The organism is Pantoea agglomerans, from assembly GCF_020149765.1.
Classification (GTDB): domain Bacteria; phylum Pseudomonadota; class Gammaproteobacteria; order Enterobacterales; family Enterobacteriaceae; genus Pantoea; species Pantoea alvi.
This window is the reverse complement of sequence record NZ_CP083809.1, coordinates 2,935,492-2,949,215: the sequence shown is the minus strand read 5'-3', so window position 1 is coordinate 2,949,215 and position 13,724 is coordinate 2,935,492. Positions and strand designations below refer to the sequence as shown.

Here is a 13,724-nt window from a genome sequence, read left to right as displayed (position 1 = left end):
TAATTTCTTTATTGTGGTTTTTATGGCTAAAATATTAAAATTTTTAGATAAATTATCTAGGGTTGCTTTTGTGTTAAAAATAGCCATCAAGGTGTAACATTCTGCTTTCATTTAGTATTTAAAACTACCTCAATTTTAAAAACAGTTTGTTGTGTTGTTTTTATGTTGGTTTTTAGTTTTTATTTTTTATAAAACAGTCTCATTGTCACGCTTTCTTCATTGAAATAATATTTTTAACGTATCCGGTGGCCGGTCAATTGTCACTGACATACGTCAAAGGTGTCATAGATATGGGATAGTTACCCCCCTAAGGAGTTATTATGCCTTCTGTCTCTGACAAGGTTCTTTATGGATTCAATATATTCCAGAGCCTGGAGTACAGGCTTTCTACCAGAACGCTGATCAATATTAAAAATGGTCGAATAAAAAGATTTGGAGCAACAAAGGCCAGGCTGTTTGAGTATTTACTTGCCGGAATGGATACCGAAGTCGTATACGATAATGACATTATTGTGCATGTCTTTGAAGATTATGGTCTGCGCTGTTCAAAATCCTATTTACTGTCGATGATAAAGAAAATCCAGTTTGCTTTTAATAGCGTCGGATTTGAAAGATACCCTTTTTCAAGGCTGGATGGGAAAGCGTATAAAATAGATAGAGACGCGCTGGAACGCGTATATGTTGTCAAAACCTCGCCTTAGCTAAGTGTTATCTGTTTTACAAAAGGAATAGATGTTGACGACATTACTGGTATTTACTCGCAACTTTGCTATTCGGCAGGCGATAATGTCTCTCTCCTCTCAAGAGAGAAAGATATATTTCTTCGATAATCGGCTTGAGTTTGTAGTCTGTGCTTCGATTTTTGAAAAGCCCTGCGTGCTTATTGATACCTTACACGAGTGTGGTGAGGATGTGCGCTGGATTTATGCCTGCCTGAGCGCGCGTAAGGGAATAAAAAATATTTATTTTATTGCGCCTGAGGAGATAGCTGAAAACAATTACCTGAAGCTTTTTGGCCTGGTAACAACAATTAACGAGCTCAAAAAATTGTGCGATCAGGCGGTCAGGACTCCCCTGGGCTACCGGCCTTGCAGATTAAAAGATGCATTGCGCTACCGGCTCTCTTTAATGTTGTCGCCTGAGCATATGGCATTTCTCGATGCGGTTTATGATCCTGTAACTTGTCGCTATGTTTGTGAGGATAAAAGCGATATTAACAAAATGGTTTATTTAAGAAATAGGCTTTCTCTTAGTAATAGCCTTGAGATGAAGCAGTTAATTTCCCTTCTGGTGTAGAAAATTGCCGGAAGATAATTTTTATATTTTTCAGAGCGCAGCGTGCAGCGCTATTTAGTAAAAAAGCCAGGGTTTTTTATTTTATCTTTTAAGGATGTTCTCAATAATTTTAATTTCTGGAAGGGTGTTTTTCCTGCGTCGAAATGGTCTCGACGCAGTTTATTGTACACTGAGGATAAACCGATGCAAAAGAAACTAACCTGTGCAATTCGCAATGTGCTGGCGGCGGCTGTCGTGACGGGCAGCTCATTCGCCGCGCATGCGGCCGACGGAACCATTAACTTCACCGGAGAGGTTGTAGATTCGGCCTGTACTGTTGATACCAGCACTGCCAGCCAGACCGTTAATCTGGGCAAAGTGCTTAAAAGCGCCTTCACCGGCGTAGGCCAGGTTGCCGCGGCGACGCGCTTTAACATTGTGCTGAACAACTGTCCCTCATCGTTGCCCACTGTTACGGTCAAATTTGACGGGACCGCGAACGCGAACGATTCCGACATTCTGGCGCTAAACAGCGATCAGACGGCGCAGGGCGTCGGTGTTGCGCTCTATGAGGAAGATGGTGTAACGCCCATCCCGCTGGCTACGCAGTCAAAAAGCATCACGCTGGATACCACTTCTACAGGGTCGCCTGCTGTCGCCGCAAACAGCAACACCCTGACGTTCGTTGCGAAGTATAAAGCCACGCAGCAGACGATCGTTGCCGGTACCGCCAACGCCACGTCAGATTTCACCATCAGCTATCAGTAATACCCCGGGCGTGCCTTGCGCACGCCCGTTTAACGCCCGACGGCACTTGGGAGCGAATCAATGAGCTTTTGCATCCGCGCAATTTTTTTACTTGCCGCGTGTTTTTTCACGACCATTGCGCAGGCCAGCGTAACCGTTGGCGGCACACGTTTAGTTTATAACGCCGCTGATAAAGAGGCGGATATTTCAGTTACCAACAGTAAAGATTCCATACCCTACCTTATTCAGTCATGGGTAGAGCTGAATGAACACGCCGCTGAAAAAGCCCCTTTTATTGTTACGCCGCCGTTATTTCGCCTCGACGGCGGACATGAGAACACGCTGCGCGTTATTTATACCGGTGAAAAAACGCTGCCCGACGATCGTGAATCTGTTTTCTGGCTAAACGTTAAATCTATTCCCGGTATGGAAAAGTCAGATGAGAACCGGTTGCTGATTGCGGTTAAAACCCGAATTAAGCTTTTTTACCGTCCTGCTGCCTTAAAAAATGATCAAGCGAACGAGGCCTGGCGCAGCCTGGTATTTAAACAAAATGGAAACCAGATCGTTATTACTAATCCGACGCCCTATTTTATTTCGCTCTACTCCCTGACGGTGGGGGGAAAGACGATTAAGCAGCCGCCGATGGTTTCACCCTTTGCCTCAGCGACCGTCGCAGGCAGCGGGCAGGATGTGGTCTGGAAAGCCATTAATGACTTTGGCGGCATTACAAAAGAGGCGCGCCAGACGCTGCCGTAATTCCTGAACAGAATCAGCTACTCACCCAAGCAGGAAAGCAAAGTGAAGACTGTTTTTGGCACCCGATATTTATTTTCCTCAGCCACGCGGCCGTATAGGGTTGTTCGTTTGTCAGCAATCGCGTTGTTTATTTCCGCTGTCACGCCAGCCAGGGCTGGTGAACTCTATTTTATGGCGGATGCGCTTGAAAAAACGAGCGCCGCGGCAAAAAGTATTGATTTAAGCCGTTTTGAACGGGGAGAGCAATTGCCTGGAACCTATCGGGTTCAAATATGGCTTAACCATGAATATGTTCGTACTGACAATATCTCTTTCGTCGCCATTAACGGGCTGGGCCTGGCGCCTGAGCTGAACAGAGCGATATTAGCGCAGCTGGGCGTGCGCGTAAGCGCCTTTTCTAAACTAGCTGAGCTTCCCGACAGCACTATTATTACCAACCCGGGTGATTTTATTCCAGATGCGAAGGCCAGCCTGGATTTTGACAGGCAGCGGCTGGATATCTCTATTCCGCAGTCTGCGCTGGAAAACCACGCGCGGGGCCAGGTCGATCCTGCGCGCTGGGATCAGGGCATTTCCGCGCTGTTGTTAAATTACAGTTTCAATGGGTCGCGCAACTGGACAAAACAGGGCGGCACCGACGATCAGTTCTACCTGAACCTGCAAAGCGGGGTCAATCTGGGCCCCTGGCGTCTGCGTAACTACAGCACCGCGATCAAAAGCGGCGGAAAGCATAACGTCTCCTCGGTCAGTACCGTGCTGAGCCGCGATATTCAGTTTTTAAAAGGTCAGTTCCAGGTTGGAGAGAGCAGCACACCCGGCGAGATCTTTGACAGCTTTCTGTTTCGCGGTATGCAGCTCTATTCTGACGACACCATGCTGCCGGAGAGTATGCGCGGTTTTGCACCGATTATTCGGGGTATTGCCCGCACCAATGCTATGGTCACCGTGAAGCAGAATGGCTATACGGTCTATCAAACCTACGTTGCGCCGGGCAGCTTTGCGATCCGCGATCTCTATCCCACCTCGTCAAGTGGTGACCTTGAGGTGACCGTGAAGGAGGCGGACGGCAGCGAGCAGCGTTTCGTTCAGCCCTTTTCAGCGGTGCCCGTGATGCTGCGCGAAGGGCGCCTTAAATATGCCCTGAGCGGCGGCGAATACCGCACCAGTAAAAAGGGGGCGCAAACGCCCACATTTGGCATGGGAACGCTGGCCTATGGCGTTTCCAGCCGCCTGACGCTTTACGCAGGCGCCCTTGGCGCAGAGAACTACCTTTCTGGCGTCGTCGGGGCTGGCGTCAGCTTTGGCGAACTGGGCTCGATCTCGGCGGATGCGACGCTGGCGGAGAGTAAGCTGCAGGACGGGAAAACCACCCGGCAACAGGGGCAATCCTACCGACTACAGTACTCAAAAACGGTGACCACCACCGACACCACCGTTACGCTGGCCAGCTACCGTTACTCAACGCAGGGGTTCTATACCTTTCAGGAGGTTAACGACTACTCCTCGCAGCGTTACAACAAACGTAGCCGTCTCCAGCTTAATTTGAGTCAGTCGCTGTCGAGCTGGGGCAGTTTTTATATCAGTGCCTACCAGCAGGACTACTGGCGACGCACGGGATATGAGCGCAGCATCAGCACCGGTATCAATACCAGCATTAGCGATATCAGCTATTCGCTGGGCTACACCTACAGCGAAACGCCGGGCTATGAAAAAAAAGATCAGATACTCGCGTTCAGTATGCAGGTGCCGCTTAGCAAATGGCTGCCGCAAAGCTGGGTCAGCTACAGCGTAAACGCGCAAAAAAATGGCCCGGAAACGCATCAGGTGGGGCTGAGCGGAACGGCGCTGGCGGATAACAACCTGAGCTACTCCCTTCAGCAGGGCTATGCCTCATCGGGCGGCGAAGCGCGAAGCTCGGTGAGCGGTACCTACAAAGGGGGTTATGGCACCCTGAGCGCTGGCTATAACGCTGGCCGCGATAACCGCCAGTTTAATTTTGGCTTACAGGGGGGCGTTATCGCCCATAAGCATGGGGTGACTTTCTCACAGCCACTGGGCGACACCGTGGCGCTGGTCGAAGCGCCGGGCGCGTCCGGCCTGAAGGTTCGCAACAATCCGGGGGTAAAAACCGACTGGCGCGGATACGCGGTCGTGCCCTACGTCAGTGCCTATCAGGAAAACGCCGTCGGGATTGATACCCGCTCGCTGGGTACTGAAACCGATATTGCAGAATCGGTAGTCACCGTGGTGCCGACTCGCGGTGCCGTGGTGCGCGCTTCATACAAGGTCGCCACCGGCTATCGCGCGCTGGTGAAACTGCTTTTCAAGCATAAACCTGTGCCCTTTGGCGCGATGGTCAGGGTGAAAAATAGCGACCTGATGAGCATCGTGGGCAACGAGGGCGAGGTTTTTCTTAGCGGACTGAATAGCAGCGATGCCATTTCCGTCAGCTGGGGGCAAACATCCTGTCAGGCCAAAATCACCTTTTCGCCCCGTCCCGATGTGATTCAACACGCAACGGCAACCTGCCGTTAGATAACACAACGGCAACCCGCTGCAATGTGCGCAGAGCCTCGCCTTCTCTACTTTTGCATAATTAAGGAATCAGGTATGAACAGGTTTTTTGTCATTCTGGCCCTGGCTGCGACCAGTCTCCTGTCGACCCAGGCTTATGCCTTATGTAGCGCATCCGATGTGACGGTTAATTTCGATAACAATATTCTTATTCAGCGTGACGAGCCGGTGGGAGCGGTGCTTGGCACGGTGACAATTAGTCATCCTGTCAAATGCGATGCGAAAGGCCAGACGACGGCGGAGGGATCCTGGCTCATTCAGCTGGCACCCTCCAATAGTGATAATGGCCCCTCGGTGCTGGAGGGCGTCCGCAACACCAACGTGGAGGGGATCGGCCTGAGGTGGAAAAACTACTCCAGCACCACCGGCACAACCAGTACGGTAACCAACGGCAGCCTTAATCTGGATACGTGGAACCGAGGGATTTCTCAAACAGGTGCCACTTTCAATGACACGTTTGAGTTGGTTAAAACGGCGATGACGCCGAAAACCGATATTGTTGGCCCGCTCACCATTGCTATGCAGTACAGCACGCCGGTGAGCGCCAGTGTTAAGCGGGCTTCACTGTTTAAATATAATATCTCGGCGGTGAATACCCGCACCGTCGCCTGTGAGGTGCTGGATACCCATTTAAATATTGATATGGGATATACATTTGCCACCAAATTCAGCGGGGTGGGGAGCACGCAAAATCCGGTTGATTTTAATCTTTCGCTTAACTGCGACGCCCAGACCTCCGTTAACGTAACGCTGGATAACGTCTCCCCCCTCGCCGACGCGGTCAATGGCGTGCTGGGATTAAGCAGTGAATCGACGGCAAAAGGGGTAGGTATCCAGTTACTCTATAACAATGCGCCCGTGCAATTCGGCACCGCTATTCATTACGGCACGGTGGCAACGCAGGGGGAAAACGTTAAAATTCCGTTTCGTGCCGCCTACTATCAAACCGAAACAGCGCTTCAGCCAGGCACGGTCAACGCGACGGCCTCCTTTACTATGACCTACCAGTAACAGGCACCGGCTTCCGTGCCGGCGCACGCTGCACGCCTCAGGGCTGTCAGTACAACCGGGTTGCACTGACAGGGCAGGGTCAGATATGACGATAGGGATCTTTCACCAGCGCGACAGCCAGCGAGCCCAGCAGCAGCACAGCAGAGACCGCCAGCAGCGGCCACATAAACCCGTCAGTCATCTGTTTGATATAGCCGATCAGCGAAGGCCCAAAGAAACCGCCCAGGTTACCAACGGAGACGATCATCGCCAGCCCGCCTGCGGCCGCGCTGCCGGTCAGAAAGCCGGAAGGCAGCGCCCAGAACGAGGCCTGAAAAGAGAGGATGCCGCTGACGGTAAAGCAGAGGGCGATCATTTTCAGCACCGGCTCATCCACCAGCGCACTGGTGGCCAGGGCAACCGCAGCGATAAATAGCGCCCCGCTAATCCAGACGATGCGGTTTTTTGCCCGGTTGGCGCGCTGCGCCCACAGCAGCATCGCTACCGCGCCGCACAGATAGGGCACGGCGGTCAGAAAGCCCGTCTGCGTATGGCTGACGCCGAGTTGTTTAATGATCTGAGGCATCCACAGGCCAACCCCAATGGAGCCGACAATGCCGCAAAAGTTGATAAAGGCCAGCAGGTAGAGCAGGGGATTTTTCAACGCATCCTTCAGGCTCGAGCCGTGGGAGGCGGCGATCTTTTGCTGTTCCGACTCCAGGCGTCGGGTCAGCACGCTTTTTTCCGCATCGCTGAGCCATTTCGCTTTCGCTGGCTTATCGCTCAGGAAGAACAGACAGACAGTGCCTAAAACCACCGCCGGCGCGCCCTCAATCAGCAGCAGCCACTGCCAGTTGCGAATATGCTCGTGATGGGTGATTTGCATCAGCGCACCTGAAACCGGCGCGCCAATGATATTGGCGACAGGTATCCCCACCAGAAAGGCCGCCGTGATTCTGGCGCGCCAGCTGCCGGGGAACCAGTAGGTGAAAAACAGATAGATGCCTGGGGTAAAGCCCGCTTCCGCCACGCCCAGCAGGAAACGCGCAGCGGCAAAGCTCGTCGGGCCGGTTACAAAGGCGGTGAGCATGGAGATCAGCCCCCATGAGATCATAATGCGCGCAATCCAGACGCGCGCGCCCACCTTTTGCATAATCAGGTTGCTGGGAATTTCAAACAGGAAGTAGCCAATAAAGAACATTCCGGCGCCAAAACCGAACTGTTCGGCGGTGATCCCTAAATCACTGTTCATCCCCAGCGCGGCAAAGCTCACGTTGGTTCTGTCCAGGTAGCTGACGACATAGCAAATAAAAATAAACGGCAGCATGCGTCTGAAGGCTTTTCTTGCCGCCGTTTCGCTGAGGGTAAAATCGTGCTCGTTGAGGGGACTCTGCACGCCGGGCGCGCCCGGCAATGAAGTCCTGTTATTCTCTTCAGTTGAGGTAAGCAGGGCCATAGCGATCTCCTGTGCGCGTGGCGCGCACACCTTTTTATCTGGCAGGAACGAGGGACGGGACGGGAACAGGCTTGCCGGGCGTGGCCATTGAGCAGGTCAGTATCGAGCCTGAAACGGATTCGGTGATGTACAACTGGCGTAAATCATCACCGCCGTAGCAGAGATTAGTGGTCGACCGGCCCAGCGGGCTGGTGAGGATCTCTACCGGCTCAGCCAGCTCATTTAAATGCCAGACGCGTCCCAGCCCTGGATTGGCAATCAGCAGCTCGCCATCGGCATTGATCGCCAGCCCGTCAGGCCCGCTGGGGCCCCAGGAGGTAAAGAACAGACCCACTTTACTGACGGAACCGTCTGGCTGTAGCGGACAGCGCCAGATGGCGTTGCCGCGCGTCATCGCCACATAGAGGACTTTTTCATCTGGCGATAACACCAGCCCGTTCGGGCTGGGGCAGTTATCGAGCAGCAAATCCAGCTTTCCCTGCGGCGACAGGCGGTAGACGCGGCCGGTGGGATCGTGCAGTCCGGTCTGCCCCTGGTCGGTGAAATAGAGATTCCCCTGGCTGTCTGGCGTCAGATCGTTGACGCCGCGAAAGCTTTCGCTGTTGCGTCGGGCCAGCCAGGGCGTCACGCTGCGATCGTTCAGCGACAGCTTCATTAAACCGTGGCGGTAATCGGTGATAAGCAGCGTATCCGCCGAAATCAGTTTCATGCCGTTCGGCTCACCGTCGTACTGTACGATCAGCTCCCAGTTGCCCTGCATATCCACTTTAAAAATGCGGCCGTAAGGGATGTCGGTCAGGTAAAGGCATCCTGATGGATGCCATACCGGTCCCTCCAGAAACGAGTCGACCGGCTGGCCGCCCCGGTTGGCCTGCGCCCAGGCATTGCCGGGGTCTGGCTGGCGGAACGCATCAGGCAGACGCGTAAACAGTGTCGTGGTGCGTATCTCTGGCGGGGACAGGAACATCATGGCAGCGCACCTTCGCTTTTCAGCGGCTCTGCCAGCACTTTCAGGACGTTACTGGCCGCAGCCGTGCCCATTTTGACGAACGAGTTATCGCTTACGCCGCCAATGTGCGGTGACAGGATAACGTTCCCGACCGCCTGCCAGATATGGGGAGCCGTTAAGGGTTCAACGGTAAAGCTGTCGAGCGCTGCCCAGCTCAGGGTGCCATCGTTAAGCGCGCGCAGCAGATCCTCATCGTTAATCAGGCCGCCGCGGGCGGTGTTGACCAGTATCGCCCCTTTTTTGCACAGGGCCAGGGTGTCGCGGTTGATCATATGGCGCGTGTCGTCGGTCAGCGGGCAGTGCAGGGAGATCACATCCGCGCTTTGCAGCAGCGTCTCCAGCGAGACGGACTGGCAGCCGTCGGGAAAGGTTTTGGCGAAGGGGTCGTAAGCCAACACCTTCATGCCGAACGCATTGCCGATACGGGCCACCCGTGCGCCGATGGCGCCCAGCCCAACCAGACCCAGCGTTCTGCCTTCCAGCTCTACCGACTTGTGGGTGGACTTATCCCAGTGTCCCTCGCGCATACGGCGATCCAGCGGCAGCACCGATTTTGCGCAGGCCAAAATCATGGTCCAGGCGTGTTCGGCCACCGCCGCGGCATTTGCCCCCGGCGCTGACTGAACGCTGATGTGCCGTTCCGCCGCCGCTTTCTGATCGATCACGTCGATGCCGCTGCCGTGCTTGGAGATCACCCGCAGATTCGGGGCCGCATCCATAATGCGCGCCGTGATCTTGCCGTAGCGCACGATAAAGGCAACGGGATCGTGCTGCTTACACAGCTGGCATAAGTCATCTTCGTTCGGCTGCCTGCCCGCAAAGACCAGCTCAAAGTTGGTCAGCAGCGCCAGCGCCTCTGGCGCAATATCGCTGCCGGTGATCAGAATAACCGGTTTAGAGTGAGCCATTACAGCGCCTCCCCGTCAGCCAGCATACCGGCATTACGCAGCGCTTTTTCCAGCCAGGGCGCGCGAATATCGCCATCACGAATGCCTGCAATACGTTTATTCTCGGCATCCAGCTTTTTCTGCGCCAGGTCAAGCAGGGCAGGGACGGCCTCGCGCGGTAACACCACCACACCGTCGGCATCGCCAATAATCAGGTCACCCGGCTCTATCGACGCACCGGCAACCGAAGTCGGATAATTAACGCGGCCGGCAATAGACTTTGTCGGGCCGCAGGGGTTCAGACCCGCCGAGAAAACCGGAAAGCCATTTTCGCGCAGCGCATCCGCATCGCGCACCGCACCATCGATGATGATGCCGGCAATACCGGAGGCGTGGGCCTGGGTCGACATAATTTCGCCAATCAGCGCGCAGCTGATATCGCCTTTGCCATCCACCACAATCACATCGCCAGGCTGAGCGATAGCCAGCGCCGCGTGGATCGCCAGGTTGTCACCGGGGCGAACTTCAACGGTGATGGCGGGGCCTGCCACTTTCATTGTGGCGGCAAGCGGCTTAACGCGACCGTGCAGCGTGCCGCGACGGCCCGCGACATCCGCCAGGATAGCGGCCTGAAATTCCGCGGCCTGTTTAACCAGCTCTGGCGAAACGCGAGTGATATCGCGTTTGATAAAGGTGTTGTCTGCGTTTGGCATAGAGGATCCTCGCTTTGTTTTACTGTGTACAACCAGGTTGTACAATATAAAACTACTATAGCGATGTTAATTTGTGCCCCGCTACTGTTAAGATTTTATTTGTGATGTAAATAAGATGTGAATCACAATTTGCTCAGTTAATGTCCGATAGCCGCCAGAAGGGGAGTTCGCAATGGCGTCTGGCTCTATGCAGAGCATCAGCTGCTCTCTGTCATCCCGCCGACTCTGAAGCCGGACAGTAAGACAAGTCGCGCCTTTGCGCCCCACTGTTCAGACTGCGGCACAGCGGACGTCCCGCGCAGGCTGATTGCGTAGACAGCAACAGATGCGTTAACGGCGGATAAAAAAGAGGGGCTGGAAACGGTGGGGTTGAGATGCGGGAAAACAGACGCCGCGGCGCAGGCCGCGGCGCGGAAAATCAGGCAGACTGCCATTCACTTTCCACATCGGTTTTCGATTTAGAGAGGATAACCTTGTTGTCATCGACCTCTTTCACCCAGCTTAACGGGATGATGTGGTGTTTGCCGCCAGCTTCAGGATCGCTTTTGGCCAGCTTAATTTTATCTTCGCCCTCAAAATGGTCGACGATACCGACATGTTCGCCGTTAACGTCTACAACCTGAGCGTGATCTAAGATTTCTGATTTGCTTACCATATTGCCTCCATCCTGGTTAAGGTTTTTGAAATGCCTTGCGCGTTCTGTTGCAAGACGCTTTAAGCCTGGTCACTAAACCCCGCTTCGGTCAAGTCAGTAACAAAATGAAATATCTTTCATAGCCATTACGGTAGAGGAATACGCTGGATTACAGCGCCATCAGGCGCTTTAAAAACTACGCCGGGCGCGCCAGCCCGCGCCGCGTTCTGCTATGGATGGCAACAAATAGCTGGCGCTGATTTCAGGCGAAAAAGGGGGAAAAGAGGGCGGCCGTCTACGCTCTCGGGTGCTTGTTAAACGCACGGCACAGAAGCAGAGCCGGTGAAGAGAGAGGAAAGTCAGCTTAAGTGATGCCGGGTTAATCAGACGCCGCTGCCGGACAGCCACTGCAGGCCTGTTCGGCAGCGCATAACAGAGCCGGGGTCGTTGCCTGACGGGTCACGCTCGGCAACGACCGCGGGGCGTTATTTCAGACCATCCATAAAGCCCGGCACAAAGCGATCGACATCCACTTCCATAAACTGCGAACGCTGGAAGTTAGCCTTCAGATCGTAAGGCACGGTGCAGTCATAAATGGTTTTGCAGGTGATACCGTGCCCCCGGATTGAGGGGCTGAACGCCGGATCCTGCGACGGGTCAAGCGGATGGCAGCGCACGCCGGGAATAAACACCGTATCCACATCGGCCTGGTAGCGGGTGGTCATTGCCCAAATCACATCGCTTAAATCGAAAATATCGACGTCGTCATCCACCAGGAAAACGTGCTTAAGCTCGGAGAAGGCGGAGAAAGCCAGCAGAGCGGCCTGACGCTGACGCCCCTCATCCTGCGCGCTGCGTTTGTTGATCTGCAGCACCGCCATATATTTGCCGGTGCCCGGCGACGGGCAGTGGACGTTTTTCACCAGGCCCGGCAGCGCGCGCTCCACCATATCGAGAATGCTCGCCTCGGTCGGAATACCGGCCAGGTTGGTATGCTCGTCGCTTGGGCCGATGCAGGTTTGCAGAATCGGGTTTTTACGATGGGTAACGGCTTTCACCTTGATAACCGGCACGGCCGCCTGCGCTTCGCCGGTATAGCCGGGGAACTCCGGCATCGCTTTGCCGCTGTGGGTGTGCTGATCTTCCTGCACGCGATAGTTGGGGATCAGCTCGCCTTCGATCACGATCTCCGCGTTGGCGATGGCGCGCGCGTCAACCGCAACGCCCTGAACCAGCTCGACGGCGCGTCCCCGCAGCCCGCCAGCGATAGCCAGCTCATCAAAGCCCAGCGGCGTTGTCGGCGGCTCAAAACAGGCCCCAATCTCAATCGCCGGATCGACGCCGATGCTGATGGTGATCGGCAGCGCTTTGCCCGCCTGCTCCGCTTTGATACGGAACTGATCGAGGTGACGCCCCGGCACAAAATACATTGAGATTTCATCTTTGCCCTGGACGCAGAGGCGGTGAATAGTTACATCATGCTCACCCGTTTCTGGATCCGCCGCGTAGCACATGCCCAGCGTGAAGTAGGGGCCAGCGTCTTCAGGGGTATTGGTCGGCGCGGGCAGCAGGGTACGAATATCAAATCCCTCGTCCGTGGCCAGATGCACCACCTCCTGACAGGCGGCTTGTTCGTTAGCAATCACTACCGGCGCAATGGCGTGATGCACCTATTCGCGCAGCAGTTGCGCCAGGTTCTCTTTCGGTACCCCCAGCAGACGCGCCACGCGCTGACGTGAAGCGAGCAGGCCGATCAGAACGCGGAAATCGTCATAGCCTTTTACTTTGTTAAATACCATCGCAGGGCCGGTGCGGGTGGGGCGCATCACCGTGCCACCAGCGCCGATATAGCGATAGACGCCAGAAAGTTCGGCGGCGGGATCGACCGGCTCGCTGGTTTCGATATATTCACCGTCATACTGCTTTAAGATGTCGATAGCGGCACGGAGGTCGAAACTTTTGCCGTCCGTCGCCTGAAGCGATTTATCTGTCATCGTTCTCTCCTTAAGAAAAGTAAAGCGCAGCCAAAGGGTTAGCGGGTAAGGCCCTGCCAGCGGGTTGACTGCGGGGTATCCAGTCCGAACTGGTCGAGTACACGACCGGCAATATGGTTCTCAACATCCGCCAGCGTTTTGGGATGGTTATACCAGGCGGGAACCGGGGGAATAATGCTGACGCCCATGCGCGACAGCGCGAGCATGTTTTCCAGGTGAATGGTGTTGAGCGGCGTTTCACGCGCCACCAGCACCAGCTTGCGCTGCTCTTTCAGCACGACATCGGCTGCACGGCCAATCAACCCTTCGGCATAGCCGCTGCGGATCCCGGCGAGGGTTTTCATGCTACAGGGAATAATGATCATGCCGTCGGTGACAAAAGAGCCAGAGGAGAGGGTTGCGGCCTGATCGCCCGAGCTGTGACAGACATCTGCCAGCGCTTTAACCTCGTTAAGGTGCAAACCGGTTTCATGCTCAATTGTCGTTTTGCCCCAGCGGGAGACGATAAGATGCGTCTCAACATGGGGGATTTCAGCCAGTTTGCGCAGCAGCGTGACGGCGAGCGGCGCGCCCGTTGCGCCGGTGATACCGACAATAATTCTCATGAAACCTCCTGACTCTGTGAAAGCTTGCTTGCCCGGCGGGGCAGGATGCCTGACAGAGAAGAGGATAATGGCGAGACTGAT

The 13,724-nt window shown here is 54.6% G+C and carries 12 protein-coding genes and 1 pseudogene; 6 read left to right on the top strand and 7 right to left on the bottom strand.

The annotated features are described in order from the left end of the window. The first annotated feature begins 320 nt into the window (after positions 1–320). From LB453_RS16910 to LB453_RS16885, 6 genes are all read left to right on the top strand, one after another. Complete coding sequence (locus LB453_RS16910) at positions 321–701, top strand: hypothetical protein (protein WP_103795043.1); 381 nt, start codon at positions 321–323, stop codon at positions 699–701. 34 nt (positions 702–735) lie between these two features. Beyond that, positions 736–1,296 carry a hypothetical protein gene (locus LB453_RS16905; RefSeq protein WP_103795268.1) on the top strand — a complete coding sequence of 187 codons (561 nt, stop codon included), beginning with the start codon at positions 736–738 and terminating at the stop codon, positions 1,294–1,296. A gap of 183 nt (positions 1,297–1,479) precedes the next feature. Next, positions 1,480–2,043, top strand: coding sequence for a fimbrial protein (locus LB453_RS16900; RefSeq protein WP_103795042.1), 564 nt, complete (start codon positions 1,480–1,482; stop codon positions 2,041–2,043). A 60-nt stretch (positions 2,044–2,103) separates the two neighbouring features. Then, positions 2,104–2,781 carry a molecular chaperone gene (locus tag LB453_RS16895; protein WP_103795041.1) on the top strand — a complete coding sequence of 226 codons (678 nt, stop codon included), beginning with the start codon at positions 2,104–2,106 and terminating at the stop codon, positions 2,779–2,781. 171 nt (positions 2,782–2,952) lie between these two features. Further along, entirely contained in the window at positions 2,953–5,316 is a 2,364-nt protein-coding gene (locus LB453_RS16890; protein WP_103795040.1) for a fimbria/pilus outer membrane usher protein, read from the top strand. 75 nt (positions 5,317–5,391) lie between these two features. After that, positions 5,392–6,366, top strand: coding sequence for a fimbrial protein (locus LB453_RS16885; protein ID WP_103795039.1), 975 nt, complete (start codon positions 5,392–5,394; stop codon positions 6,364–6,366). 79 nt (positions 6,367–6,445) lie between these two features. Here LB453_RS16885 and LB453_RS16880 read toward each other — a convergent pair whose 3' ends face one another. The 7 genes and pseudogenes from LB453_RS16880 to LB453_RS16850 form a co-directional block, all read right to left on the bottom strand. After that, on the bottom strand, positions 6,446–7,801 hold the full coding sequence (locus LB453_RS16880) for an MFS transporter (protein ID WP_103795038.1): 1,356 nt from the start codon (positions 7,799–7,801) through the stop codon (positions 6,446–6,448). A gap of 34 nt (positions 7,802–7,835) precedes the next feature. After that, entirely contained in the window at positions 7,836–8,771 is a 936-nt protein-coding gene (locus tag LB453_RS16875; RefSeq protein ID WP_103795037.1) for an SMP-30/gluconolactonase/LRE family protein, read from the bottom strand. Further along, positions 8,768–9,718 (bottom strand): hydroxyacid dehydrogenase, encoded by a 951-nt coding sequence (locus LB453_RS16870; RefSeq protein ID WP_224481526.1) that lies wholly within the window; start codon positions 9,716–9,718, stop codon positions 8,768–8,770. Before LB453_RS16870 ends, LB453_RS16875 begins: the two co-directional genes overlap by 4 nt. Continuing rightward, positions 9,718–10,410 (bottom strand): RraA family protein, encoded by a 693-nt coding sequence (locus tag LB453_RS16865; RefSeq protein WP_103795035.1) that lies wholly within the window; start codon positions 10,408–10,410, stop codon positions 9,718–9,720. Before LB453_RS16865 ends, LB453_RS16870 begins: the two co-directional genes overlap by 1 nt. Before the next feature lie 418 nt (positions 10,411–10,828). Further along, the gene (locus tag LB453_RS16860; protein WP_103795034.1) at positions 10,829–11,065 is read right to left on the bottom strand and encodes a DUF2171 domain-containing protein; all 237 of its coding nucleotides are present in this window, start codon (positions 11,063–11,065) and stop codon (positions 10,829–10,831) included. Between the two features lie 464 nt (positions 11,066–11,529). Continuing rightward, positions 11,530–13,038: pseudogene (locus LB453_RS16855) on the bottom strand (UbiD family decarboxylase). Between the two features lie 38 nt (positions 13,039–13,076). Next, a complete protein-coding gene (locus tag LB453_RS16850) occupies positions 13,077–13,643 on the bottom strand; it encodes a non-oxidative hydroxyarylic acid decarboxylases subunit B (RefSeq protein WP_103795033.1) in 567 nt (188 codons plus the stop codon). Positions 13,644–13,724: the final 81 nt, after the last annotated feature.